Origin of the sequence: Brevundimonas naejangsanensis (assembly GCF_000635915.2) — a bacterium.
GTDB lineage: Bacteria > Pseudomonadota > Alphaproteobacteria > Caulobacterales > Caulobacteraceae > Brevundimonas > Brevundimonas sanguinis.
This window is the reverse complement of record NZ_CP015614.1, coordinates 1,419,635-1,444,487: the sequence shown is the minus strand read 5'-3', so window position 1 is coordinate 1,444,487 and position 24,853 is coordinate 1,419,635. Positions and strand designations below refer to the sequence as shown.

Below are 24,853 nucleotides of genomic sequence, written 5' to 3'. Positions count from 1 at the left end.
TCAATGTTCAATCTTTCGGGAAAGACCGCCCTCGTGACCGGCGCGACCGGCGGCATCGGCGGGGCCATCGCCCGCGCCCTGCACGCGCAAGGCGCGACCGTCGTCCTGTCCGGCACGCGCGAAGCCGTGCTGGCTGATTTGGCCAAGGAGCTGGGCGAGCGCGCCTTCTTCGCCGCCGCCAACCTGTCGGACGCGGAATCGGTCGACGGTCTGGTCGCGCGCGCCGAGGAAGCCGCCGGCGCGCCGCTGGACATCCTGGTCGCCAACGCCGGCATCACCAAGGACGGCCTGCTGATGCGGATGAAGGACGAGGACTTCCAGTCCGTCATCCAGATCAACCTCGAGAGCTATTTCCGCCTGACCCGCGCGGCGGTGAAGGGGATGATGAAGCGCCGTTCGGGCCGCATCATCGGCATCACCTCGGTGGTCGGCGTCACCGGCAACCCCGGCCAGACCAACTATTGCGCCTCCAAGGCCGGGATGATCGGCTTTTCCAAGTCGCTGGCTCAGGAAGTCGGCTCGCGCGGGATCACGGTCAACTGCATCGCGCCGGGCTTCATCGCCTCGCCGATGACCGACGTGCTGAACGACCAGCAGCGCGAGGCCATCCTGACCAAGATTCCGGCCGGGCGCCTGGGCGAAGGCGACGAAATCGCCTCGGCCGCCGTCTATCTGGCGTCGGATGAAGCGGGCTATGTGACGGGCCAGACGCTGCACGTTAACGGCGGCATGGCGATGATTTGATCGCAGCGTGAAGTGCCATCACGACGCGCAACAGACTATTTCCACTTCCGCACCCTGTGCTAAAGGGCACGGACGTCTTTCGGGGGTGAGTCTCATTGAGGCTTGATCCCGGCAGGCAGCCGTGACACGGCGAAACAACCCACGACCCGCCATCACGGCGATTTCAAACAGGCAAGAGAGACACTCATGTCCGACACCCTCGAACGCGTCCGCAAGATCGTGATCGACCACCTGGACGCCGATCCGGACAAGGTCACCGAGAAGGCTTCCTTCATCGACGACCTGGGCGCTGACTCGCTCGACAACGTCGAACTGGTCATGGCCTTCGAAGAAGAATTCGACGTCGAAATCCCGGATGACGCCGCTGAGCACATCCAGACCGTCGGCGACGCGGTGAAGTTCATCGACGAGAAGCTGGCCGCCTGATCCGGCTGCGATTCGTCGCACTTACCAGCTGATGGCCGCCGTGACGGACCCCTAGCGGGACCGTCCGGCGGCCATTAGTGTTTCTGGTTACGATTCTGACCAAGAAGGAGCGCGAACCATGCGCCGCGTCGTCATCACGGGCCTCGGCCTGGTCACGCCTCTGGGCACGGGCGTCGAGCACGTCTGGAAGGGCATCCTGGAAGGCCGCTCGGGCATCCGTCCGATCACCGCCTTCGACACCGAGGGCTACGGCTGCACCATCGCGGGCGAGGTGCCCAGCGTCGACGGGCGCGGCGGCGGCGAGCCTGGTCAGCCGGGCGTCTTTGATCCTGATCAGGTGATGTCCGCCAAGGACCGCAAGCGCGTGGACGACTTCATCCTGTACGCCATCGCCGCCGCCGACGAGGCGTTGGCCGATGCGAACTGGAAGCCGGAATCCGAAGACGACAAGGAAGCGACCGGCGTCATGGTCGGTTCGGGCATCGGCGGCCTTGGCCCCATCGCGGACACGGCCATCATCCTGAAGGAACAGGGCGTCCGCCGCGTCAGCCCCTTCTTCATCCCCTCGGCCCTGATCAACCTGGCGTCGGGCCAGATTTCGATCCGCCACGGCCTGAAGGGACCGAACCACTCGGTCGTCACCGCCTGCGCCACCGGCGCCCACGCCATCGGCGACGCGGCCCGGATGATCGCCCTGGGCGACGCGGACGTCATGGTGGCGGGCGGGGCCGAAAGCTCGGTCGTGCCGATCGGCATCGCCGGCTTCCTGGCCTGCAAGGCCCTGTGCACCGCCTATAACGACACGCCGGAGAAGGCCTCGCGCCCCTATGACCGGGGTCATGCGGGCTTCGTCATGGGCGAGGGCGCGGGCGTCATGGTTCTGGAGGAATACGAACACGCCAAGGCGCGCGGGGCCAAGATCTACGCCGAGGTCGTCGGCTACGGCATGAGCGGCGACGCCTATCACATCACCGCCCCGTCGGAAGACGGCGATGGCGGCCTGCGGGCCATGAAGGCGGCGCTGAAGCGCGCCGGCATGCAGCCGTCCGACCTGGACTACGTCAACGCCCACGGCACCTCGACCATGGCCGACTGGATCGAGCTGAAGGCCGTCGAGCGGCTGGTCGGCGACCACGCCAAGGACCTGGCCGTGTCTTCGACCAAGTCGATGACGGGGCACCTGCTGGGCGCCGCCGGGGCGATCGAGAGCATCTTCTCGGTCCTGGCCATCCGCGACCAGATGGCGCCGCCGACCATCAACCTGGACGATCCGGAGATGGAGACGCCGATCGACCTGGTCCCGCACAAGGGCAAGGCCAGGAAGATCGATGTCGCCATGTCCAACAGCTTCGGCTTCGGCGGCACCAACGCCTCTGTGATCTTCAAGAAGGTCGACTGACTTGGCCAAGGCTCCGTCCCGCCGCACCCCCAAGGTTCGCATTCCCAAGTCGCGCGTTCCGAAAAAGGGAAGCGGGGGCGGAGGCGGTCGTTCCCGCCCCAAGACAGGATTGGGCGTCGGCCTGATCACCGCCGCCGGGACGCTGGGCCTGTTTCTGGTCGCGGCGCTGGTGGCGTTCTGGGCCATCTACTGGGGGCCGGGACCGAGGGCGGCGCAAGGGGAGGCGACCATCGTCACCCTGCCGTCCGGGGCGGGCGTGCCTGCCATTGCGGCCAATCTGAAATCGGCGGGGGTGATCCGCTCGACCGACCTGTTCCGTGCGGCGGTCAGCCTGACCGGCGCCGACCGCAAGATCCGCGCGGGCGAATATGAGGTGCCGTCGGGCGCCTCTCTGGCGACGGTGGTGGGCCTGCTGGTCGACGGCAAGTCGGTGCGCCACTACGTGACCCTGCCGGAAGGCTGGTCGAGCGCCCAGGCGGTCGACATCCTGATGAAGCAGCCGGTCCTGACCGGCGAGGTCGAGGTTCCGCCCGAGGGCAGCCTGTGGCCCGAGACCTATGAAGTCACGCGCGGCGAAACCCGCGCCGCCGTGGTCGCCCGGATGCAGCGCGCCGCCAAGACCAAGCTGGAGACCCTGTGGGCCGCCCGCTCGCCCGCCACGGTGGTGACGACGCCCGAAGAGGCGGTCATTCTGGCCTCCATCGTCGAGAAGGAGACGGGCATCGCCTCCGAACGGCCCCAGGTGGCGGCCGTCTTCACCAACCGGCTGCGGCTGGGGATGCGGCTGGAGAGCGACCCGACCATCGTTTACGGCGTGACCAAGGGGCGGCCGCTGGGGCGGGGCATCCTGCTGTCGGAGCTGCGCAAGCCGACGCCGTGGAACACCTATTTGATCGACGGCCTGCCGCCGACGCCCATCGCCAATCCGGGCGAAGAGGCGCTGAAGGCCGTGCTGAACCCGCCGCGTTCGGAATACATCTTCTTCGTCGCTGACGGCACGGGCGGCCACGTCTTCGCCCGCACCTATCAGGAGCATCTGCTGAACGTGGCCCGCTGGCGCGAGATCGAGCGGCGCAAGGCCGGCCTGGCGCCGGGCCAAGGCGCGCCGGAAACCTCGCCCGCGCCGATGACGGACGAGGCCGCCCCGGCCATCGCCATCCCGCCCGGCGCCAAGGTCATTCGCGTGCCGACGGAGGCCGGACGATGAGCGGAAGTCACATCTGCGGCATGACCGGCTTCGGCCGGGCCGACGGCGGGCTGGACGGCTGGACCTGGACGGTCGAGGCGCGCTCGGTCAACGGGCGGACGTTGGAGACGCGCTTTCGCGGGCCCGGCGGCTTCGACAATCTGGAGCGGCTGGCCAAGGCGGCGGCGCAGGCGCGCCTGAACCGGGGCCAGGTGACGCTGGGCCTGCAGGCCAAGCGCGCCGAGGGGTTCGAGCCCGCGCCGCGCGTCAATGAGGCGGTGCTGGCGACCTATCTGCGGCTGGCCAACCAGTTGGCGCAGGAGGGGGCGACCCCGCCCTCCGCTGACGGCCTGCTGGCTCTGCGCGGCGTCATCGAGGTCGCTGAAGAGGATGAGGACGCGGAAGGCCGCGCCGCCTTGGAAAGCGCCATGGCCGCCACGGTCGAGCAGGCGCTGGATGCGCTGAAAGCGTCGCGCCAGCGCGAGGGCGAGCAACTAACGCCGGTGATCCACGACTTCGTCGGAACCATCGAGGCCCTGGTCGCGCGCGCCGAGCTTGAGGCGTCGGCCCAGGTCGAGGCCATCCGCGACCGCTTCACCCGCCGGATCAGCGAACTGGCGCCCGATGCGCCCGGTCTGGACGAGCGGGTCTTCCTTGAGGCGGCCGCATTGGCGACCAAGGCCGACGTGCGCGAGGAGCTGGACCGGCTGACGGCCCACGTCGCCTCGGCCCGCGCACTGTTGCAGCAACCCCCCGCCGGTCGAAAACTCGACTTCCTGATGCAGGAATTCATGCGTGAGGCGAACACCCTCTGTTCGAAATCCGCTACGACCGCGCTCACCGGAATCGGCCTGGAGTTGAAGGCCGTCATCGAACAGCTTCGAGAACAAGTTCAGAATGTCGAATAACCGCACTCCCCGCCGTGGCGTCCTGTTGATCGTGGCCAGCCCGTCGGGGGCCGGAAAGACCTCGCTGTGCCGCCGCCTGATGGCTGACCACAAGGGGCTGGAACTGTCGGTCTCCATGACGACCCGCGACATCCGTCCGGGCGAGGTGGACGGGCGCGACTACAACTTCGTCTCCGCCGAGGAATTCCAGCGTCTGATCGACGCCGACGCCTTCCTGGAATGGGCCGATGTGCACGGCAACCGCTACGGCAGCCCCAGCGCCCCGGTCGAGCGCGCGCTGGCCGAGGGCCGCGACGTCCTGTTCGACATCGACTGGCAGGGCGCCCGCGACGTGGCCGCCAAATGCCCCGGCGACGCCGTGCGGGTCTTCATCCTGCCGCCCAGCCTTGAGGAACTGCGCCGCCGCCTGGTGACGCGTTCTCAGGACGCCGAGGACGTGATCGAGCGCCGCGTCGCCAACGCCAAGGGCGAGATCGAGCACTGCGACGAGTTCGACTATGTGCTGGTCAATGAGGACTTCGACCGATCCTACGCCGAGCTGGCCCACATCTACCACGCCGAGCGCAGCTGCCGGCGCCGCAACCTGTGGGTCGACGGCTATAAGGCGGCCCTGTTGAAGGAAGTGGTCTGACGCCCATGAACGAGGCCGAACACCGCCGCTGGCTGGCCCAGGCCGTCGATCTGGCGCTGGAGAACGTCCGGGCGGGCGGGCGGCCGTTCGGCGCGGTGCTGGTCAAGGACGGGGCGCTGGTCGCCAGCGGCGTCAACCGGATGCTGGCGACGAACGATCCCAGCTCACACGCCGAAATGGAGGCCCTGCGTCAGGCGGGACCGGCGCTGGGCGGCGTGGACCTGTCGGGCGCGGTCCTCTACGCCAGCGGCCACCCTTGCCCGATGTGCCTGGCGGCGGCAGTGATGACGCGGGTCAGCGCCGTCTACTACGCCTTCAGCAATGCGGACGCCGAGCCCTACGGCTTCTCCAGCGCGGCGACCTATCAGACGCTGGGGGTGAGGCTGGACCCGCCGCCGCTGCCGCTGACGCAACTGAACGTGCCGGAGCGGACGGCGGCGGAGCTTTACGGCGCCTAGCGGAAGGTCACCCGCACGCCCGGCTTGACCTTTGAGGCCAGTTGCTCGGCGTCCCAGTTGGTCAGGCGCACGCAGCCGCTGGAGAAGGTCTTGCCGACCTTGGACGGGTCTGGCGTGCCGTGGATGCCGTAGGTGTCGCGCGACAGGTCGATCCAGACCGAGCCGACCGGATTGTTCGGCCCCGGCGGCACGATGACCTTGCGGTCGCCCCGGTCATAGCTGACCCGGTCGGGGTCGTAGGTGTAGTTCGGCTCGGGCGCGACGCCGACGACCGTCACTTCGCCCGAGGGCGCCGGGCGCGCCGAACTGCCGATGGTGGCGGGATAGAAGGCCAGCAGCTTGTCCGCCGCGTCATAGACCCGCACCGAGCGCTCGGCCTTGTCCACGACGATATGGGCCACCTCGGCCGCCAGATCAGTCTGGGCGACAGCGGCGACGACGATGGTCTGACCCGCCTTGGCGAAGTCGACGCCGGGGTTGAGCGCCTGCAGCAGGCCCTCGGTCATGTGGAACTTCTCGGCCAGCATCTCCAGCGGGGTGGCGTAGCCGACGGTCTTCAGCTTGGCCATGTCGGCCAGATTCGCCGGAACCTGTCCGATGAAGGGGCCGCTGAGATCAGCGGCGGTGATGGTGTAGTCGGTCAGGACGCGGCCGTCGTCGCCTGCCGTCAGGCGGCGGAAGACCTCGGCGTCCAGCACCCCGTCCTGCGGCAGGCCGGCGGCCTTCTCGAAGGCGGCGATGGCTTGGCGGGTGTTGTCGCCGCCCAGACCGTCGATGACGCCCGGCGAGAAGTTGGCGCGGTCCAGCAGGATTTGCGCGCGCGCCGTCGCCGGGTCGGGACGGGCGGGCTGGCCCTCGACGGGAGCGGGGGCCGTCTCGAAGGCGGCGCTTTCGACGGCGTCGCGGGTCAGGGCGGCGGGCGCCGGGGGTTGGGCCGGCGCCGGCGGCTGCTGCGGCTTGGGCGTTTCGGCCGGAGAGCCGCAGGCCGCCAGGGCGGCCGCGATGAAGGGCAGGGCAGAGGCGGCGAGGCGCGATTTCGACATGAAAGCTCCGAAGGGTCCGGGGCTTGTCGAACGTCCTTACGCTGGCTGCTGTTCCTGCGCCTCTTCGGTGCGGGCGGCGAAGAAGGGCTTCAGGCGGCTGAGCGCGTCCTCGATCTCAGGCGTGGAGACGGCGAAGCTGAAGCGGATGAAGCGGTGGCCGTTGACCGGATCGAAGTCGACGCCCGGCGCCGTGGCCACGCCGGTTTCGCGCACCAGCTTCTCGCAGAAGGCCATGCTGTCGTTAGTCAGGTGGCCGATGTCCGCATAGATGTAGAAGGCGCCGTCCGGCGGCGCGATCGAGCGCAGGCCCATGGCGGGCAGGGCCTTCAGCATCAGCTCGCGGTTGGCGCGATAGACGTCGATATTGGCTTCCAGCTCGTCTTCGCAGTCCATGGCGGCCAGACCTGCGAACTGGCTGAGCGTCGGCGGCGTCAGGAACATGTTGCCCATGCGCGCGCGGGCCTGCTGGACCTCTTCTTCCGGCAGGATCAGCCAGCCCAGGCGCCAGCCCGCCATGCTCCAGTATTTGGAGAAGCTGTTCACGATCATGGCCTTGTCGTCGAACTGCAGCATACAGGGCGTGTCGTGGCCGTAGGTGATGCCGTGATAGATCTCGTCCGAGATGATGCTGATGTCGCGCTCGCGGCAGACCTCGACGATGGCCTTCAGCTCGTCCTCGGCGATGACGGTGCCGGTCGGGTTGGCGGGGCTGGCGATGATGACGCCCTGGGGCGCCGGGTCCAGGTCGCGCAGGGCCTTGGCCGTCAGCTGGAAGCGCACGTCGGCGCCGCAGTCGATCTCCTGCGGGACGATGTGCAGGGCCTTCATCGTGTTGCGATAGGCGACATAGCCGGGGCGGGCGATGGCCACGCGGTCGCCGGGGGCGAAGCGCATGTTCAGCGCCACCACCAGGGCGGGCGAGGCGCCGGCCGTCATGATGACGCGCTCGGGGTCGATCTCGACGCCGTAGCGATCCTTGTACAGCTTGGCCACACGGGCGCGCAGCAGGGGGCTTTCCCAATAGCCGCCGGCTTCGGCGTCGATCACGCGGTGCGCCTCAGCCAGGGCGGGCGCAGGCGCCCCGGTCGAGGGCTGGCCGAACTCCATGTGGATGACCGACTGGCCTTGGGCCTTCATCTCATGGGCGATGCGGCTGATGGCGATGGCGCGGAAGGGTTGGATTTCTACTGTCATGTCAAAGCGTCGGCCAATCTGAGGAAGCCCGCCACGTCGATGGTCTCGGCGCGGGCGTCGGGTTCGATTCCAGCGGCTTCGCACAGGGCGGCGCCGCCGAGTTGTTTCAGGCTGGAGCGCAGCATCTTGCGACGCTGGCCAAAGGCGGCCGCCGTGACCCGTTCCAGCCGCTTCAGGCGGTCGGGGGCGGGGCGCTCCGCCAAGGGTATCAGATGCACCACGGCCGAGGCCACCTTGGGCGGCGGGGTGAAGGCGGCGGCGGGCAGGTGCATGACGATGCGCGCCTCGGCCACGGCCTGGGTGATGACGGCCAGACGGCCATAGGCGTCCTCGCCGGGCTGGGCCACCACGCGCTCGGCCACTTCCTTCTGGAACATCAGGGTGAGGGCGCACGGCGTCCACGGCCCCGTCAGCCATTTGATCAACAGCGGCGTGCCGACGTTGTAGGGCAGGTTGGAGACCAGATGCGCCGGTCCCTCGACCAGTTCGGCTTCCCGCACCTTCAGCGCGTCGGCCTCGACGATGGTCAGGCGGCCCGAGCCGTCGTCCAGTTCGGACAACAGGGGGATGAAACGCGGATCCTTCTCGACCAGGACTACCTTGCCCGCGTCGCTCTCCAGCAGGGCGCGGGTCAGGCCGCCGGGGCCGGGGCCGACCTCGATGACGGCGCGGCCGTCGAACGGTCCGGCGTAGCGGACGATCTTGCGCGTGACGTTGAGGTCCAGCAGGAAGTGCTGGCCGAAGCTCTTCTTGGCCGACAGGCCGTGGGCGTCGAGCGTTTCACGCAGGGAGGGCAGATGATCGGTCACGAGGCCTGTTAGCGGTTCGCGCGGGCGGACGCCATCTCGGAAGCCAGGCGGACGGCGGCGATGAAGCTGTCGGCGCGAGCCACGCCCTTGCCCGCGATGTCGAAGCCGGTGCCGTGGTCGGGCGAGGTGCGGACGAGGGGCAGGCCCAGGGTGGCGTTCACTCCGCCCCAGAAGTCCAGCGTCTTCACCGGGATCAGCGCCTGGTCGTGATAGAGGCAGACCACGGCGTCGTAGCGCGCCCGCGCCTCTTCGTGGAACAGGGTGTCGGCGGGCAGGGGGTCGGTGATGTTCAATCCCTCGGCGCGTAGAGCCTCGGCGGCGGGGCGCAGCACCGTCGTCTCCTGCAGGCCGATAGCGCCGCCTTCGCCCGCGTGGGGGTTCAGAGCGGCCATGGCCAGGCGCGGGTCGTGGACGCCGAAATCGCGCTTCATCGATTCGTGGACGACGCGGGCGACCCGGGCGACGCGCTCGCCGGTCACCAGCTCGGGCAGCTGGTCGATCGGCACATGAATGGTGACGAGGCAGGCGCGCAGGTCTTTCGCCGTCAGCATCATCACCGGGCCGCGCGTGCCGCTGAACGGAACGTCGGCGGTCAGTTCGGCGATGAACTCGGTGTGGCCCGGAAAGCGGAAGCCCGAGGCGTACATGGGCGCCTTGGCGATGGGCGCCGTCACCAGACCGGAGCCTTCGCCCGACAGCACCAGATCGACGCCGCGCTCGATCCAGTCGGCCACGGCGACGGCGTTGGCGGGTTCGGGCTGGCCGGGCGTCACGGGCGCGGGCGCCGGATGGTGCAGGACAGGGACGGCGCGGCCGAAGACGGAGGCTGCGTCCGACGGGCTGAGCACCGCCTCGACCGGCTGGCCCTGGGCCTTCAGCACCTGCGCGTCGCCGACCACGACGAAGGGCGTGATCGGGGCCACAGGGCCGGGCGGCGACGACAGCGCCGACCAGGCGCGGGCGATGATCTCCGGCCCGACCCCGGCGGGGTCGCCCATCGTGACGATGAGCGGCCGGAGCATCGTCATTGCTTGATTTCGATCAGGGCGTCTTCACGCAGGTCGCGCAGATAGCGGCGGCCCAGCATGGCGTAGTTCTGATTCTGCAGACGCGCTTCGACCTGTTGCGGCGAGGGGGCTTCGGGGCCGCCCAGGCGGCGGTCGCAGACAGCCAGCAGGTGGACGCCCAGAGGCGTACGCACCGCCGTGCTGACCGAGCCGATCTCGGCCGAGCGGGCGACCTGCTGGAACTGCGGCGCCAGATCGTCGACGTCGCTTTCGCCCAGGTCGGCGCCGAGCAGGCCCGTCTCAGAGCGAGCGCGGGTCAGGATATTGTCGCACGTCAGTTGGCCGCGCAGGGCCTCGAGACGCTGGGTCGCGGCGGCGACCTGAGCCTCGTCGGCGGTCTCGGGCAGTTCGATCATGACCTGCTTCATCTTGACCATGCTGGTCGAGGCGCCCGAGCGCTTGTCGCGCATGTACAGGATGTAGACGCCGCCATCGACGGGGATCGGGTTGGACAGCTGACCGACTTCCAGGGTCTCCATGACCGTTTCCAGGGCGGGCTGGGCGGCGCCCTTGACGATCCACCCGGCGTCGCCGCCGCGCGCGGCTGAAGGAGCGGCCGAGAACTGGCGCGCCACGGCCATGAAGGGGGCGCCCTGGATCATCTGCTGCACCAACTGGCGCGCGCCGTTCATGGCTTCCTGCATCCCGCCGACGCGGGCCGCTTCGAGGTAGATCTCCCCGACCAGATACTGGGGCTTGGTGGCGGATTCCGTCAGCTGGCGCACGGCCTGGTCGACCTGGCTCTTGCTGACGCGGGCGCGGTCGCGGAAGCGGCCGCCAACCAGTTCGCGCCAGCCCACCTCGGTGCGGATCTGTTCGCGGAAGGCGGGAAGGGCGATGCCGCCCTGTTGCAGGAAGGCGAGGAAGGATTCGGGGCTGGCGCCGGCCTGGCGGGCCATGTCGGCGATTTCGCGATCAACCTCGTCGTCGGTGATCTTCAACTGGTCGAACTTGGCGATTTCCTGCGCCTGGAGATGCTGTTCGATCAGGTCGTTGAGCGCCTGCTGCTGGATGGCGGCGATGTTTTCTTCGGTCGGCTGCAACTGGGACATGGCCATGACGACCAGCATCCTCTGGCGCAGGTCGAAGCCCGTGATGATGCGGTCGTTGACCGTAGCGATGATGCCGTCGGCCATGCGGAACTGAGGCGCCGGCGTCGCGCGCTGAGGCGCTTCTTCCGCCGCCGGATTCAGGGCGCCGGCTGCGGGCGGGGCGGCGGGCTGAGCCTGAGCCTGAGCCGCCGGCGCCGTCTGGGCCCATGAAGGCTCCACGGCCGCCACGACCATGAGGGCGGCCAGGGCGGCTCCCGTAGAGTAACGCTTCAAACGCATCGTCAGTCCTGATTCCCTAAAGCGGTCCCAATCCGGCCCAATCCGGTAAGCGACGCTGTCCGCGCCGCCGCGCCAGGGCGCACGTCCCCGTAAGCCGCAATCCACGCCATGCCTACCGCATATTGCCGCGATCATAGCCTGAACCTCCAAAAGTGGCGAGGTTAAGACGGATATAGACGCCCTCGGCCGGGCCGGTGGGGCGTACCCGGGTGTTGTCGCGGCGCCAGCCCAGCTCGATGCGGAAACAGTCGTCGTCAAACAACAGGCCGACCTCCGAGCGGGTGATGATGTCGCGTTCCAGATCGGCGATGCCGGTCACCGCCACGCCCCAGTTGCCATAGACGAACTGGTTGGCCGACAGCTGGACGAATTCGTAGTTGCGGTTCTCGGGTCCGTCCAGCGGATTGGAGCGGTCGACAATGTAGCTGACGCTGGCCAGGTTGCGGCGACCCCAGCGGCCGTCGACCGTCGCTTCGGCGCGGCGAATCTCGCCATTGCCGTCGACGGTGGCGTGGAACCAGCCGCGCATCCGGTCCGACGGATTGAACGTCCCTTGAACCACCCAGTCCGAGGTCCGGCTGGCTAGACCCGACGGGTCATAGAGGCGGGCCGGATCGTCCGGGATCGGCGTCAGATATTCGTCCTGGTCGTCGGCGCGCATGCTGCGGCCGATGAACAGGCTGGCCGAGCGCACCTCGTCCCAGCGCAAGGTGGCGCGGGCGCCCGCCGTGAAGCGCAGGCCGCCCTCCAGCAGGTCGTAGCCGGGGAAGCGGTCCATGCGGAACAGGGACAGGTGATCCAGTTCGGTGATCTGGCTGTCTTCGTTCGGGATGCGCGGGTCGAGGTCCGCCTTGTTGGAAATCGACAGCTGGGCCATCGGCTCCAGGATCAGGTCGGACGAGGCGCTGAGGCGGCGATACAGCGGATAGCTGACATCGACCCCGGCGCTGGTCCGCGCGCGGAAATGGGTCTCGTCCTCTACGCCGAGGGCGGGCGGCAGATCATCGACCGAATAGACGTCGGCGCGCAGGTCCACGAAGGGCTCCCACCGCAAGCCGATGGGCGAGGTCAGCACCCGGCGCCACTCGGCCTGGCCGGTGATGCGGCGGCTGTCGACGCCGGGCAGGCCGTCCGTCGGCCCGCCGGGAATCAGTTCGGGCGCCAGGGTCGGGAAGCCGACATAGGCGTCGCGCGTCAGCGCCACGGCCGAGCCGCGCAGGCGCAGACGACCGCCCAGCACGGGGCCTTCAGGCTCCCAGCGCGCCTCGATCAGCGGCGCGACCAGCGGCAGGGTGTTGTCGTCTTCAAAGACGTTCAGGGCCGGGGTGATCGGGTTGAACTCGGCCACCCGCAGGCTCTGCAAGGTGAAGGCCGCGACCGACAGATAGGACCGCTCGGTCTGGCGCTCGGCGTAGATCTGGCTGATCAGGCGGCGGCTGTCGCCGTAGTAGAGGCCGTTGTCCTGATAGGCGTCGCGGATGTCGTAGCGGTCGAACAGGGTCTTGTCCGAAACCCGCTCGGCGGTGAAGCCCCAGCGCCACGGGCCGTCGGGATCGAATTTGCCGTGAGCCAGCAGATAGCTGCGCGTCGTCGTGTCGCCGAAACGGACGTTGCTTTCCGCCTGGCCGTCGCCGTCCAGGTCGAAGTCGCCGAAGCTGCGGCCGTAGGTGGCGCCGCCGCGCGCGACGATCATCCCGTCGGTGAATCGCTTGCGCCACTGCAGGTTCAGCAGCGGGGCGACCTTGGTGTTGAACTGGGGGCTGACCAGCACGTCTTCAGAGGGCGAGATGACGTGCAGATAGGGAATCTCCAGCGAGACCCCGCGTCCCGCCTGATAGTCGCCCCACGGCACCAGGAAACCCGACGCGCGATCCACGGTCGGATCAGGATGCGAGAAGACCGGCAGATAGAAGATGGGCACCCCGCCCAGCCGGAACACCACGTCGCGATACAGGATTGCGCGCAGCTCTTCGTTCTGCACCGCCTTGGACGCCTGGATGGAGACGCTGGGCGTCTTGGCCGCGCCGTCCACGGTGCAGATCGGGCAGGGGGTGAAGATGACGTTGTTCAGCTCGCTAACCGTCTCGGAGCGGCGCACGGCGGTGGCGGCCATCAGGCTGGAGCCGTTGGATAGGCGCGTGGCCAGGTCGACGGCGACGCCCGCCTTGAGGTCGGAATCCAGTTCGATCCGTTGGGCGTGGACGACCGAACCGTCCGGCGCCGTCAGTTCGGCGTCGCCCGAGGCCGTGGCCACGCGGTTCTGGAGGTCATAGGTGAGGTCCTGAGCGCGCAGGCTGTGGTCCTGAAAGCGGGCCATGACCCGATCCTCGGCCGAGCCCTGGGCCGAGATGACGTCGCCCTGACGCTGAGCGGAATCGGCGTCCACGAAGACGGCGTCGGGCGTCAGGCCGTCGGCGCCGGGGGCGGCCTCGGTCGTGGTCTGGGGCGCGGTCTGCGCAGGGGCCTGAACGGGGACGGGCGCCGTCTGGGCCTGTGCGGCCGAGGCGAACGCCAGCGATGAGAGGGGCGCGCCTATGACCAACGCCGCGCCGGTCAACAGCCGAAGGCGCAGGGCTCCCATACGGGGGAGGCGGCGATGGGTCATGCGGAGTCCACTCATTACCGGCCGGGCGGAAACCGCCCGATTAGCCGTCTTCGGTATAGAACAGCAAGGTAAAGGCGGCGAGAGCCGTCAATATGGGCGGCAGCCAGGCGGCGATGACCGGCGGCACGACCTCAGCCGAACCCATGGCCGAGGAGAACTGATTCAGGAAGAAGAAGGCGAAGCCCAGCACCACGGCCGCCACCGTCATCCGCGCCAGATCGCCCAGACGCATCAGCCGCAGCGAGAAGGCCGCCGCCAGGATCGACATGGCGCCGAAGACCAGCGGCGTGGCCAGCAGCTGCTGCAACCGCAAGCGATAGGCGGTGGAGGCGAAGCCGGCGTCTTCAATGCGGCGAATCTGGTTGGGCAGGGACCAGAAGGGCGTGGACTGGGGCCGGGCGAAGCGCTGGAAGGCTTCCTTGTCGGCCAGGTTGGACGGCAGATCCAGGGTGGCGTAGCGGACCGCGCGCTGGCCCGTCTGCGCGCCCGAGGCGTCGGTCAGGCGCCAGCGCCCGGCGTTCAGGGTGGCCGTGGCCGCATCGACCCGCTCGGTGAAGACGCGATGGCCGCCGGAGGTGGTGGTGTAGATGAAGAAGGTCGCGTCCAGCAGGCGGCCGGTGGCCGGGTCTTGCCGGCCGCCGCGAATGATCATCTGGCGGTTCTCGTCGCCTTCGCGCAGCCAGACGGATTCGCGCGAGTCGCCGCCGGGCGTCGAGCCGGAGATGCGGCCGCGCTCGCGCTGCCAGACCCCGTCGCCTGCGGCGGCCATAGGGCCCAGAACGGTGACGGTCAGGGCGCCCAGCAGCACGGCGGCGCCCGCCGCGGGCAGGACGAAGCGCCAGGCCGACACGCCCGCCGCCCGCATGGCGATCAGCTCGCTGCGCCGGTTCAGGCTGACAAAGGCGCCCAGGGTCCCGAACAGGAAGACGAAGGGCAGGAGCTGGAGGATGACCGAGGGCGACTTGACCAGCACCAGGCCGAAAATCCGCGCGCTGGACAGCTCGCCTGAAGAGTTCAGCCCGCGCGAGACCTCGACGAAGTCGATCAGCATGACCAGGGCGGCGATGACGGCGAAGGCTACGCCCAGCGACTTCATCTGCTGGATCAGGACATAGCGTTCGATGCGGCCGAGACGGAATTTCATGCGAGCCTCGCCTTCACGCGGGCCAGCGGCGATCCGGCGCGGCGACGGCGCGGCTTGAGCGCGCGGAACAGGACGCGCAGGGCCAGGGCCGTGGCGGCCAGCGGCACGACATATTGCAGGATGTTCAGGGCGCCGTTCCAGGCGCTGGCCGCGACCAGACCGTAGCCGATGACGCGCAGCAGCAGGAAGGCGCCCGCCGCCTTGGCGATGCGGCCGGTGTAGCCTGTCCGGCTGAAGGCGCCGCCCAGAATGGCCGCCAGGGCAAAGGCCATCGCCGCCAGGGCGTAGAAGGGCGAAGCGAGGCGCGAATGGCCCTCGGCCGCCAGCTCGCCGCGCGTTCCGGCGGTCTCAAGCAGGACGGGCGTCGGGTCGAACAGGTCGGTCAGCCACAGGTCCGAGGGCTTGAAACGGATGCGCTCGGTGGTCTTGGCGTAGGGCGACAGGTCGAACACCTGCTGGTCGAACGACAGCTGGTTCAACACCTCGCGCGAGGAATAGCGCTGCATCGACCCGTTCTGCATGGTCAGCACAGGCAGGCCGTCGACGCGGCCGAATCGGGCGGTTTCGGCGTCCCAGGTGGTGACCGTCTTGCCGTTGTCCAGGTAGACGAAGAGGTTCTTCATCAGCCCGTTCTGCTCGATCTGCTGGACGTAGACGGTCAGGCCGTCGGGGCCCTGGACGAACTGGCCCTCCTCGACCAGCAGGGCGGCCAGGTCGGTGCGGATGGCGAAGGCCTGACGACGGCCTTCGCGCTGGGCCCACGGCTGGACAAAGACGTTCACCAAAAGGGCGATGACGGTGACGATCAAGGCGATCTGCAGGGCGGGCCGGATCAGGGCCCAGCGGCTGACCCCGGCGGCGTAGGCGGCGGTCAGCTCCTGCTCGCGCTGCAGGCGCGTCAGGGCGATCAGGGCGCCGACGAACAGGCCGATGGGCAGGATGACGGCGATCAACTGCGGCAGGGCCAGCAGGGTCAGCTTGACCATGACCCAGACGCTCTGTCCGCGCTCGACTATGACTTCCAGCTGATCCAGGCTCTGGCTCAGCAGGCCGATGCCGGCCAGCGCCGCGACCGCCGCCACGACGGGCAGGCCGATCTGGCGGAAAAGATACCTCTGGATCAGGGTCATAAGGCCGGAAAGGTCGTATAATCGGCTGCGAACGTGTTGCAGCCCGGGGCGATGCGAGCCATGTAATACACATCCGGCCGCCCCGACGAAACCGTCGCCGCGACCATGGCAAATTCAAGCGTGATCGGGACAGGTTCTTCCGGTCTGGAGTCAGTTTCATGAAAATCGAATTCGTCGCTTCGCCCGGCGCCGCAGAAATTCTCGCCGTGCTGGTGCATGAAGGACGAGCCCTCGCCGGCGCCGGTTCGGCGCTGGATCAGGCGGCCTCGGGCGCCCTGACCAAGGCGATGAAGAACAGCCGTTTCAACGGCGCCGCCAACAGCAGCCTGAACGTCGCGGCTCCCGCTGGGATCGATGCGAACGCCGTGCTGCTGGTCGGCGCGGGCGCCGCGGACAAGCAGGCCGATCTGGCGGTCGAAACGGCCGCCGCCGCCGCCTATCAGGCGACCAAGATGTCGGGCGCCGAAGTCCTGACCATCGAGGCGTCGCACCTGTCGCCGGAGCTCGCCGCCCGCGCCGGTTTCGCCGTTCGCCTGGCCGCCTATCGCTTCGCCAAATATCTGACCAAGCAGAAGGCCGACAAGATTCCGTCGGTGACGACGGTGCGCGTCGTGACCTCGGACGTGAAGGCCGCCGAGGCCGCCTTCGGCCCGCTGTCGGCCGTGGCCGACGCCGTGCTGTTCGCGCGCGATCTGGTGTCGGAGCCCGCCAACATCCTGCACCCGGTCGAGTTCGCGCGCCGCGTGAAGGAGCTGGAGGCCCTGGGCGCCAAGGTCGAGATCCTGGGCGAGGCCGAGATGGAGAAGCTGGGCATGGGCTCGCTGCTTGGCGTCGGCATGGGCTCGGTGCGTGAAAGCCAGCTGGCCGTCATCCAGTGGAACGGCGGCAAGGAGGGCGAGGCCCCCATCGCCTTCGTCGGCAAGGGCGTCTGCTTCGACACCGGCGGCATCAGCCTGAAGCCCGCCGAGGGCATGGAAGAGATGAAGTGGGACATGGGCGGCGCCGCCGCCGTGGCCGGTCTGATGCACGCCCTGGCCGGCCGCAAGGCCAAGGTGAACGCCGTCGGCGTCCTGGGCCTGGTCGAGAACATGCCGGACGGAAACGCCCAGCGTCCGGGCGACGTCGTCACCTCCATGTCGGGCCAGACCATCGAAGTGCTGAACACCGACGCCGAAGGCCGCCTCGTTCTGGCCGACGCCCTCTGGTACACGCAGGACCGCTTCAAGCCGAAGTTCATGATCGACCTGGCCACCCTGACGGGCGCCATCATCATCTCGCTGGGCCTGGAATATGCGGGCGTCTTCACCAACAGCGACGAACTGGCGGCCAACATCGCCGACGCCGGTCCGAAGGTGGGCGAGAAGTCCTGGCGCATGCCGATCCCGGCGGAATACGACCGCCACATCGACAGCCCGATCGCCGATGTGAAGAACATGGGCAACGGCCGCGCCGGCGGCTCGATCACCGCCGCCCTGTTCCTGCAACGCTTCACCAACGGCGTGCCGTGGGCGCACATCGACATCGCCTCGACCGCCTGGGTGAAGGACTCCAAGAACCCGACCGTGCCGGACGGCGCCGTGGGCTATGGCGTGCGTCTGCTCGACCGCATGGTCGCCGACCACTACGAAGGCTGAGTTTTGTTCAGGAGGGTAGGGCCGGGTGTCTGACGCCAAGCCGGAAATCTGGTTCTACCACCTGGAGCGGTCGACGCTGGAACAGGTGCTGCCGACCCTGCTGGAGCGCACGCTTCAGCGGGGCTGGCGCGCCCTGATCCGGGGGGCGACCTCGCATCGGCTCGACGATATCGACGAGCTGTTGTGGACCTATCGCGACGACAGCTTCCTGCCTCACGGACGGTCCGACGGCGACCACGCCGCGCGCCAGCCTGTGCTTCTGTCCGAATCGGGCGAGAATCTGAATGGCGCTCAGGCGCTGTTCATCGTCGATGATTCAGAGCTTGGGGCCACGCAGGAGTTCGCACGTTGCTTCATCATCTTCGACGGTCGGGACGAGCAGGCGCTGAACCATGCGCGCGGGCGCTGGCGGACGCTGAAGGCGGACGGCGCCGACCTGGCCTATTGGAAACAGTCGGACGAAGGGCGCTGGGAAAAGGCGGCCTGATCCTGACGCTTGGCGCGCTGGCTGTCGCGGCCTGCGCTGCGCCGCCCCCGAACGCCACGACTACGACGCGGACGGCGGCCCATTCGAACTATCCGCCGGTCACGCCGGCCGCGCCCGCATCGCCGACCGAGCGCCCCTATCTCTCCGAGCCGGGCATCCGCAACGCTTCGGGCGTCGCCATGTGCAAGGCGGATGAGTTTCAGTGGCTGATCGGGAAACCTCGGACTGAAATCCCCGTTCCGGTGGATGTGGTGAACCGTCGGGTCGCCTGCACGACCTGCCCGATCACCGAGGACTATTCGCCCTATCGGCTCAACATCTTCTACAACCAGCGCACAGGCCTGATCGAACAGGTCCGCTGCGGATGATCATGAGGGACGACGTTATGAAGTCATTTCTGACGCTGAGCGCCGCCGCAGGCTTCCTGGTCCTGGCGGCCTGTGCGCCGACGCAAGGGGGCGGGACGACGACCGCGCCGGGCGGCGAGGCGACGCCGGTGGCCTGCAAGGCCAGCGACTATCAGGAGTATGTCGGCCGCAATCGCTCGACCATTCCGGCCGCACCAGAAGGCCGCATCTTCCGCGTCCTGTGCAGCAGTTGCGCGGCGACGATGGACTATCGCGACAACCGCGTGACCTTCACCTACGACGACAAGACGGACATCGTGACCCGCGTCAGCTGCGGCTGATCGGGATCAGGGGGCGGGCTTGATCGTGACCCGGACCACCTCCGCCCCTTCGGCCCCCACTTCATAGCGGGCCGTGCCGGTGCGCCGCATCATCAGGCGAGGGGAGGCGATCTCTTCGCCGTTGCGGACCAGATTGATCTCGCTGATCAATAGGTCGTCTGCGCCGTCGCCTTGCTGGGCGTCGAGGCTGGCGTTGAACTCGAACTGATCCTGGTCGCCGATCAGCGTCACTTTCGCCGAGCCGCCGACCGCGACAAAGGTCGTGGCCTGAACCACGTCCTTGCCTGCCTCAATGAACTGGAGTTCGACCGCGTAACGCTGAGGCGTCGCGTCCTGAGCCAGAGAGGGAAGGGCGATCAGGGCGGATGCGAGCGTGATCGCTGCGAACAGGCGGTGCATGTCGGCGTCCTTTCAAGTGGCGAGGCTACGGGTAGCATGACGCTGACATAACTTCGATATGTTATGGTGGGGGCAATTCTCATCGGCACCCCGGAAGCGGCGCAACCGCTATCAGTGACCGCAAAATACGCCGTCCGTCGAGACTTGGGCGGTGCCGGCTCTGCGCTGCGCTACGGCGGGGATGACGGAGGGGGACTTATCGTTCCAGGCCGTAGAGGGCGTCGGCGACGTCCTCGACCTTCTGGCGCACCACGGTTTCCGCGTCGCGCAGGCCGCGGTTGTAGAACAGGCCGCCGATGTCCCGACCGATGAACTCGACCAGCATTTCGGCGGGCAGGCGGCCGACCTCGACCTCCATTTCGTCGCGCAGATAGGTCTGCAGGCGGGCGGCCGCCTCCTGCATCTCGTCCTTGGTCAACAGGGGCGGAGCCTTGCTCATTACGACACCTCGGCCAGAGCTTCCTCGGCGGCGATCCAGTCGGCCTCGGCCTGATCCAGATCGGCCTGGGCCTTGGCGCGAGCGCGGGTCAGGCCTTCCAGCTTCTTGGGGTCACTGACGGCGGCGTTGGCCAAATCGTCGTCCAGACGCGCCAGATCGGCGGTCAGCTGGGCCATTCGGTCCTCGGCCTTCTTCACCGCATGGCGAAGGGTGGACGGGGACGGTCCCTTCTTCTTCTCGGCCTTGGGCGCGGCGGAGGGCGCGGGGGCCTCGGCCACGGCTTCCTCGTGCTTGACCTGGCTCGGCTTCATGCCGGCCTGCTTGGCGCGGTCCAGGACGAACTTCTGATAGTCGTCCATGTCGCCGTCGAACGGCTTCACCGTGCCGTCGGCGGCCAGCCACAGGCGGTCGGCCACCAGCTCCATCAGCGAGCGGTCGTGGGTGATCAGGATGACCGCGCCGGTATATTCGTTCAGCGCGTCCAGCAGGGCGCGGCGGCTGTCGATGTCCAGGTGGTTGGTCGGTTCGTCCAGGATCAGGATGTGCGGCGCATCCATCGCCACCAGGTTCAGCAGCAGACGCGCCCGCTCGCCGCCCGACAGGGAGCCGACGGTGGTCTCCTGCTTCTCGAAGGGCAGGCCGAACTGGGCCAGACGGCTGCGGCGGCTGCTTTCCGAGGCGTCCGGCATGGCGCGGCGGATGATCTCCAGCGGCGTGTCGGTCGGGTCCATCGCCTCGATCTGGTGCTGGTGGAACCAGCCCACGCGCATCTTCCCGTCGCGGTGGAACTCGCCCGTCTCGATGGTCAGCGCCTTGGCGATCAGCTTGGCGAAGGTGGACTTGCCCGCCCCGTTGACGCCCAGCAGGCCGATGCGGTCGTCCAGGTCCATCCGCAGGTTCAGGTTCCGCAAGATGGGCTTGCCCGGCTCATAGCCGACATTGGCCTTTTCCAGCCGGATCAGGGGCGGGGGCAGGGGGCGTTCGGGCGAGGGCAGGGTGAAGGGGGCGACGCGCTCTTCGGGCGGCAGTTCGATGCGCTGCATCTTCTCCAGCCGCTTGACGCGCGACTGGGCCTGGGTGGCCTTGGACGCCTTGGCCTTGAAGCGGTCGATGAACTTCTGCAGGTGGGCGCGTTCGGCGTCCTGCTTGGACTTGTTGGCCTCCATCAGGCGCAGCTTCTCGGCCCGCGTCTTTTCGAAGGTGTCGTAGTTGCCGGTGTAGAGGTCCAGCTTGCGGTTCGACAGTTGCAGGATGTGGGTGCAGACGCCGTTCAGCAGCTCGCGGTCGTGGCTGATGATCAGGGCCGTGTGCGGATAGCGCTTCAGCCGCTGCTCCAGCCACAGGGCGCCTTCCAGGTCGAGGTAGTTGGTCGGTTCGTCCAGCAGCAGCATGTCCGGCTCGGCGAACAGGGCGGCGGCCAGGGCGACGCGCATCCGCCAGCCGCCCGAGAACTCGGCCATCGGGCGCAGGATGTCTTCGTGGCTGAAGCCGAGACCGGCCAGGATTTCGGACGCACGCGCAGGGGCGCTGTCGGCGTCGATCTCGATCAGACGGCCCCAGATCTCGCCCATTTCCTCGGGTTCGGCGGTTTCCAGCCGGGTCAGCAGGTCGTGGCGCTCGACGTCGGCTTCCAGGATGGTGTCCAGAACGCTGACCGGCGTGGCGGGGTGTTCCTGATCGACCGAGCCGATGCGGGCGGTCTTGGGCAGGGAGATTTCGTCGCCGTTGGCGGCCAGCTCGCCCAGGATCAGCTTGAACAGGGTCGACTTGCCGATGCCGTTGCGGCCGACCAGCCCGACCTTGGACCCCGGCGGCAGGCTGACGGAGGCGTCGTCCAGGAACTCTCGGCCCCAAGCGTTGTAGGTCAGGTTTTTGATCTGCAGCATGGGATCCGGAACGAAAAAGGCTTACAAGCGGGGATATTGGAAAGATGTGCGGCGCTCGCTATAAGCCGCCGACCCTCAAACACCCAAACAAGAAGTCACTCCCATGACCGAACGCACGTTCTCGATCATCAAGCCCGACGCCACGCGCCGCAACCTGACGGGCGCCATCAACGCCGTCATCGAAGGCGCCGGCCTGCGCATCGTCGGCCAGCGCCGCATCAAGCTGACCGAAGCCCAAGCCAAGAAATTCTATGAAGTGCACGCCGAGCGTCCCTTCTACGGCGAACTGGTGTCGCAGATGATCGCCGAGCCGGTGGTCGTGCAGGTGCTGGAAGGCGACAACGCCGTCGCCAAATACCGCGAAGTCATGGGCGCCACCAACCCGAACGACGCCGCTGAAGGCACCATCCGCAAGCTGTTCGCCCTGTCGATCGGCGAGAACTCGGTCCACGGTTCGGACTCGCTGGAGAACGCCAAGATCGAGATCGAGCAGTTCTTCACGGACGCCGACATCGTCGGCTGATGCTGAAGGGCCGCGCTCGTCGGCCCTTCGGGACCTCCCGACCCGACGCGGTTTGGTTTTCTGAGCCGCAGTCAAAAGGCTTCGCCCTTTCGACCCGACGCGGCTTGATCGTTTGCGGTCAAGCTGTGTGACAATTCGGCCCGCTCCCGGAACCGGGGGCGGGCCGTTTCGTTTTCACGGTCTCGTTACGCTCGCTCGCAACAATAAGGATGACCGCCATGAAGACGATGCTGAAGCTTGCCCCTGTGCTGGGCCTGACGGCTCTGCTTGCCGCCTGCGGCACCACCACGGAACAACGCGCCGCCACGGGCGCCCTGGGCGGTGCGGTCGCTGGTCAGGCGATCGGCGGCAACACCGGCGCGACCGTCGCCGGGGGCGTCATCGGCGCCGTGGCCGGCGCGGCCACCACGCCGAAGAAGCCCAACGAGTAACCGCTTTCCTCCCCACAAAGTGGGGAGGGGGACCACGAAGTGGTGGAGGGGCGAGCTGGGGCGGGCGATTAATCCCAGCTCAGCGGAAACAAGCGGCCCCTCCGTCTCGCCACCTTCGGCGCCGATCCACTTCCCCATGGAATGGGGAGGAGAAAAAAGGGCGTCGGCTTTGCGGCCGACGCCCTTTCCTTTGTCCGTCGCCGGGCGCGCCGGCTACCAGATCCGGGCGCGCTTTTCGGGGGCGATGTATTGCGCCTGATCCGGGGTGACGCCGAAGGCGGCGTACCAGGCGTCGATGTTGCGCGGCGGAGTGGCGGCGCGGGCCATGCCGGGCGAGTGGGGATCGGTGGTCAGCTGCTCTTTCAGAGCCTCTTCACGCGACTTCTCGCGCCACACCTGGGCCCAGCCCAGGAAGACGCGCTGTTCGCCGGTCAGTCCGTCGATCACCGGGGCCGGTTGACCGTTCAGGCTGCGCTTATAGGCGTCCAGCGCCATCAGCAGGCCGCCCAGGTCGGCGATGTTCTCCCCCATGGTCAGCTCGCCGTTGATGTGCGTGCCGGGGACCGGCTCCTGGGCGGCGTAGATGGCGCCCAGGGTCTTGGCGCGCTCCTCGAAGCGGGCGGCGTCCTCCGGCGTCCACCAGTCGCGCAGCACGCCGTTGGCGTCGGTCTTGCGGCCCTGATCGTCGAAGCCGTGGGTGATCTCATGGCCGATCACGGCGCCGATGCCGCCGTAGTTGACCGCCGGATCGGCGTTCGGATCGAAGAAGGGCGCCTGCAGGATGGCGGCCGGGAAGACGATCTCGTTGCGCGGCGGGTTGTAATAGGCGTTCACCGTCTGGGGCGTCATGCCCCATTCCAGCGGATCGACCGGCTGGCCGATCTTGCTGCGGTTCCAGGCCCAGTCGAAGGCGGAGGCGCGCTCGACGTTGCCGTAGAGGTCGCCCGCCGTCAGCTCCAGCCCGTCATAGCTGCGCCACTTCTCGGGATAGCCGATCTTCACGCCGAACTTGGACATCTTCAGCAGGGCCTGCTCGCGGGTGGCGTCGCTCATCCAGTCGAGGGCCTTCAGGCGCTCGGTCATGGCGGCGCTGAGATTGGCGACCAACTGCTCCATCTGCGTCTTGGACGAGGCGGGGAAGTGCAGGCGGACGTATTCCTGGCCCAGAACCTCGCCCAGCTGGCCGTCGACCAGGACCACGCCGCGGTTCCAGCGCGGACGGTTCTCAGGCTGGCCGCGCAGGGTCTTGCCGCGGAACTCGAAGCGTGAGTCGACGAAGGCGTCGGACAGATAGGGGCTGGCCTGATCGACGGTCTGGAAGGCCTGCCAGGCCTTCAGCGTCTCGATCGGCGCATCGGCGAACACCTGGGCGATGCCTGGGACGGCGGTGTTCTCCATCAGCACCAGGGTCGGCACGGTCTCGACCTTGGACGCCTGCAGGAAGGCGGCCCAGTCGAAGCCCGGCGCGAAGGTCGCCAGTTGCGCAGCCGGGGTCGGGTTGTAGATCTTGTCGATCTGACGACGCTCGACCGTGGTCCAGTGCTTCTCTGCGACCTTGGTCTCGAAGGCCAGGATGTCGGCGGCGGCCTGCGCCGGGTTGTCCCAGCCTGCGGCGGTCAGAGCGCGCGTGACATAGGCGACGTAGGCTTCACGCTGGGGGGCGAAGTCCGGTTTCAGGTAATAGTCGCGGTCCGGCAGGCCCAGGCCGCCCTGACCCAGATAGGCCGAGTTGACGTTCGGGTCCTGCAGATCCTCGAACACGGCCACCCCGAACAGGGAGCCGCCGAAGCCTTCGTGGCTGGCGCCCATCAGGCGGGCCATGTCGCTGTGGTTCGCCACGGCGCGGATGGCGGCCAGGTCGGCGGCCAGGGGCTGGGCGCCCAGCTGGTTGACGCGGGCCTCGTCCATGAAGCTGGCGTACAGGGCGCCGACCTTCTGGGCGTTGGCGTTGGTCGGGTTGGCGGCGCTGGCCTCGATGATGGCGCGCAGCTGGGCCTGCGAGTTCTCATACAGGACGTCGAAAGGACCGAAGCGGGCCTTGTCGGACGGAATCTCGGTGTTCTTCAGATAGACGCCGTTGGCGTAGGCGTTGAAGTCGTCGCCCGGCTTCACCGTCAGGTCGCGGCCGTCCAGGTCGAAGCCCCAGGGCTTGATCTCGGGCGCGGTGGAGGCCGCCGTCGAGGCGTGGGCGTGTTGAGCGAGGGTCGGTTGAGCCGTGAAGGCGAGGGCGACGGCCATGGCGGCGGCGCCCATCAGGCGGGTTTTCATCATCGGGTCTTTCCCAGTGGTGC

At 68.1% G+C, this 24,853-nt stretch carries 25 protein-coding genes; 13 read left to right on the top strand and 12 right to left on the bottom strand.

From position 1 onward, the window contains the following. Positions 1 to 3: 3 nt before the first annotated feature. The 7 genes from fabG to DA69_RS06770 all read left to right on the top strand — a co-directional run bounded on the left by fabG (position 4) and on the right by DA69_RS06770 (position 5,752). On the top strand, positions 4 to 744 hold the full coding sequence (gene fabG / locus DA69_RS06800) for a 3-oxoacyl-[acyl-carrier-protein] reductase (protein ID WP_025976707.1): 741 nt from the start codon (positions 4 to 6) through the stop codon (positions 742 to 744). Positions 745 to 930: 186 nt separating this feature from the next. Continuing rightward, positions 931 to 1,170: an acyl carrier protein gene (locus tag DA69_RS06795; protein WP_003165440.1), complete on the top strand. Its 240-nt coding sequence runs from the start codon at positions 931 to 933 to the stop codon at positions 1,168 to 1,170. A gap of 118 nt (positions 1,171 to 1,288) precedes the next feature. Next, a complete protein-coding gene (gene fabF / locus DA69_RS06790) occupies positions 1,289 to 2,569 on the top strand; it encodes a beta-ketoacyl-ACP synthase II (protein WP_025976708.1) in 1,281 nt (426 codons plus the stop codon). 1 nt (position 2,570) lies between these two features. Next, complete coding sequence (gene mltG, locus DA69_RS06785) at positions 2,571 to 3,776, top strand: endolytic transglycosylase MltG (RefSeq protein WP_025976709.1); 1,206 nt, start codon at positions 2,571 to 2,573, stop codon at positions 3,774 to 3,776. Then, on the top strand, positions 3,773 to 4,663 hold the full coding sequence (locus tag DA69_RS06780; protein ID WP_029972393.1) for a YicC/YloC family endoribonuclease: 891 nt from the start codon (positions 3,773 to 3,775) through the stop codon (positions 4,661 to 4,663). The genes mltG and DA69_RS06780 overlap by 4 nt, the downstream gene beginning before the upstream one ends. Next, on the top strand, positions 4,653 to 5,294 hold the full coding sequence (gmk, locus tag DA69_RS06775; RefSeq protein ID WP_025976711.1) for a guanylate kinase: 642 nt from the start codon (positions 4,653 to 4,655) through the stop codon (positions 5,292 to 5,294). The genes DA69_RS06780 and gmk overlap by 11 nt, the downstream gene beginning before the upstream one ends. A 5-nt stretch (positions 5,295 to 5,299) precedes the next feature. Beyond that, positions 5,300 to 5,752, top strand: a complete 453-nt coding sequence (locus DA69_RS06770; protein WP_025976712.1) for a nucleoside deaminase — start codon at positions 5,300 to 5,302, stop codon at positions 5,750 to 5,752. Here the strand turns inward: DA69_RS06770 and DA69_RS06765 are convergent. The 8 genes from DA69_RS06765 to DA69_RS06730 form a co-directional block, all read right to left on the bottom strand. Continuing rightward, positions 5,749 to 6,795 (bottom strand): L,D-transpeptidase family protein, encoded by a 1,047-nt coding sequence (locus DA69_RS06765; RefSeq protein ID WP_025976713.1) that lies wholly within the window; start codon positions 6,793 to 6,795, stop codon positions 5,749 to 5,751. The two genes, DA69_RS06770 and DA69_RS06765, sit on opposite strands and share 4 nt — an antisense overlap. A gap of 36 nt (positions 6,796 to 6,831) precedes the next feature. Then, positions 6,832 to 7,989, bottom strand: coding sequence for a pyridoxal phosphate-dependent aminotransferase (locus tag DA69_RS06760; RefSeq protein ID WP_025976714.1), 1,158 nt, complete (start codon positions 7,987 to 7,989; stop codon positions 6,832 to 6,834). Further along, the gene (rsmA, locus tag DA69_RS06755) at positions 7,986 to 8,798 is read right to left on the bottom strand and encodes a 16S rRNA (adenine(1518)-N(6)/adenine(1519)-N(6))-dimethyltransferase RsmA (RefSeq protein ID WP_025976715.1); all 813 of its coding nucleotides are present in this window, start codon (positions 8,796 to 8,798) and stop codon (positions 7,986 to 7,988) included. Before rsmA ends, DA69_RS06760 begins: the two co-directional genes overlap by 4 nt. Before the next feature lie 8 nt (positions 8,799 to 8,806). After that, entirely contained in the window at positions 8,807 to 9,826 is a 1,020-nt protein-coding gene (gene pdxA, locus DA69_RS06750) for a 4-hydroxythreonine-4-phosphate dehydrogenase PdxA (protein ID WP_025976716.1), read from the bottom strand. Then, positions 9,823 to 11,196: a peptidylprolyl isomerase gene (locus DA69_RS06745; protein WP_025976717.1), complete on the bottom strand. Its 1,374-nt coding sequence runs from the start codon at positions 11,194 to 11,196 to the stop codon at positions 9,823 to 9,825. The genes pdxA and DA69_RS06745 overlap by 4 nt, the downstream gene beginning before the upstream one ends. A 112-nt stretch (positions 11,197 to 11,308) precedes the next feature. Beyond that, on the bottom strand, positions 11,309 to 13,801 hold the full coding sequence (locus DA69_RS06740) for an LPS-assembly protein LptD (RefSeq protein WP_235599233.1): 2,493 nt from the start codon (positions 13,799 to 13,801) through the stop codon (positions 11,309 to 11,311). Between the two features lie 40 nt (positions 13,802 to 13,841). Beyond that, on the bottom strand, positions 13,842 to 14,945 hold the full coding sequence (lptG, locus tag DA69_RS06735; RefSeq protein ID WP_025976719.1) for an LPS export ABC transporter permease LptG: 1,104 nt from the start codon (positions 14,943 to 14,945) through the stop codon (positions 13,842 to 13,844). Next, complete coding sequence (locus DA69_RS06730) at positions 14,942 to 16,075, bottom strand: LptF/LptG family permease (RefSeq protein ID WP_025976720.1); 1,134 nt, start codon at positions 16,073 to 16,075, stop codon at positions 14,942 to 14,944. Before DA69_RS06730 ends, lptG begins: the two co-directional genes overlap by 4 nt. Before the next feature lie 158 nt (positions 16,076 to 16,233). Here DA69_RS06730 and DA69_RS06725 point away from each other — a divergent pair, with 158 nt between their 5' ends. Genes DA69_RS06725 through DA69_RS06710 form a run of 4 tightly spaced genes read left to right on the top strand, consistent with a single transcriptional unit; the run spans position 16,234 to position 18,884 of the window. Beyond that, on the top strand, positions 16,234 to 17,709 hold the full coding sequence (locus DA69_RS06725; RefSeq protein WP_025976721.1) for a leucyl aminopeptidase: 1,476 nt from the start codon (positions 16,234 to 16,236) through the stop codon (positions 17,707 to 17,709). Positions 17,710 to 17,734: 25 nt separating this feature from the next. Further along, complete coding sequence (locus DA69_RS06720; protein WP_025976722.1) at positions 17,735 to 18,196, top strand: DNA polymerase III subunit chi; 462 nt, start codon at positions 17,735 to 17,737, stop codon at positions 18,194 to 18,196. After that, the gene (locus tag DA69_RS14885) at positions 18,154 to 18,564 is read left to right on the top strand and encodes a hypothetical protein (protein WP_235599232.1); all 411 of its coding nucleotides are present in this window, start codon (positions 18,154 to 18,156) and stop codon (positions 18,562 to 18,564) included. Before DA69_RS06720 ends, DA69_RS14885 begins: the two co-directional genes overlap by 43 nt. 17 nt (positions 18,565 to 18,581) lie before the next feature. Continuing rightward, positions 18,582 to 18,884, top strand: a complete 303-nt coding sequence (locus tag DA69_RS06710) for a hemolysin (protein ID WP_025976723.1) — start codon at positions 18,582 to 18,584, stop codon at positions 18,882 to 18,884. A gap of 6 nt (positions 18,885 to 18,890) precedes the next feature. Here the strand turns inward: DA69_RS06710 and DA69_RS06705 are convergent, their stop codons facing one another. The 3 genes from DA69_RS06705 to DA69_RS06695 form a co-directional block, all read right to left on the bottom strand. Further along, positions 18,891 to 19,283 (bottom strand): hypothetical protein, encoded by a 393-nt coding sequence (locus DA69_RS06705; RefSeq protein WP_025976724.1) that lies wholly within the window; start codon positions 19,281 to 19,283, stop codon positions 18,891 to 18,893. A gap of 196 nt (positions 19,284 to 19,479) precedes the next feature. Then, a complete protein-coding gene (locus DA69_RS06700) occupies positions 19,480 to 19,722 on the bottom strand; it encodes a DUF2164 family protein (RefSeq protein WP_025976725.1) in 243 nt (80 codons plus the stop codon). Continuing rightward, the gene (locus DA69_RS06695; RefSeq protein ID WP_025976726.1) at positions 19,722 to 21,608 is read right to left on the bottom strand and encodes an ABC-F family ATP-binding cassette domain-containing protein; all 1,887 of its coding nucleotides are present in this window, start codon (positions 21,606 to 21,608) and stop codon (positions 19,722 to 19,724) included. Before DA69_RS06695 ends, DA69_RS06700 begins: the two co-directional genes overlap by 1 nt. Before the next feature lie 103 nt (positions 21,609 to 21,711). On the opposite strand from DA69_RS06695, the gene ndk reads away from it, so the two are divergent. Together ndk and DA69_RS06685 are read left to right on the top strand one after the other, a co-directional pair. Beyond that, positions 21,712 to 22,131: a nucleoside-diphosphate kinase gene (gene ndk / locus DA69_RS06690; protein ID WP_025976727.1), complete on the top strand. Its 420-nt coding sequence runs from the start codon at positions 21,712 to 21,714 to the stop codon at positions 22,129 to 22,131. Positions 22,132 to 22,349: 218 nt separating this feature from the next. Next, positions 22,350 to 22,562: a hypothetical protein gene (locus DA69_RS06685; RefSeq protein ID WP_025976728.1), complete on the top strand. Its 213-nt coding sequence runs from the start codon at positions 22,350 to 22,352 to the stop codon at positions 22,560 to 22,562. A 213-nt stretch (positions 22,563 to 22,775) separates the two neighbouring features. Here DA69_RS06685 and DA69_RS06680 read toward each other — a convergent pair whose 3' ends face one another. Next, positions 22,776 to 24,833 carry a M13 family metallopeptidase gene (locus tag DA69_RS06680; protein WP_025976729.1) on the bottom strand — a complete coding sequence of 686 codons (2,058 nt, stop codon included), beginning with the start codon at positions 24,831 to 24,833 and terminating at the stop codon, positions 22,776 to 22,778. Positions 24,834 to 24,853: the final 20 nt, after the last annotated feature.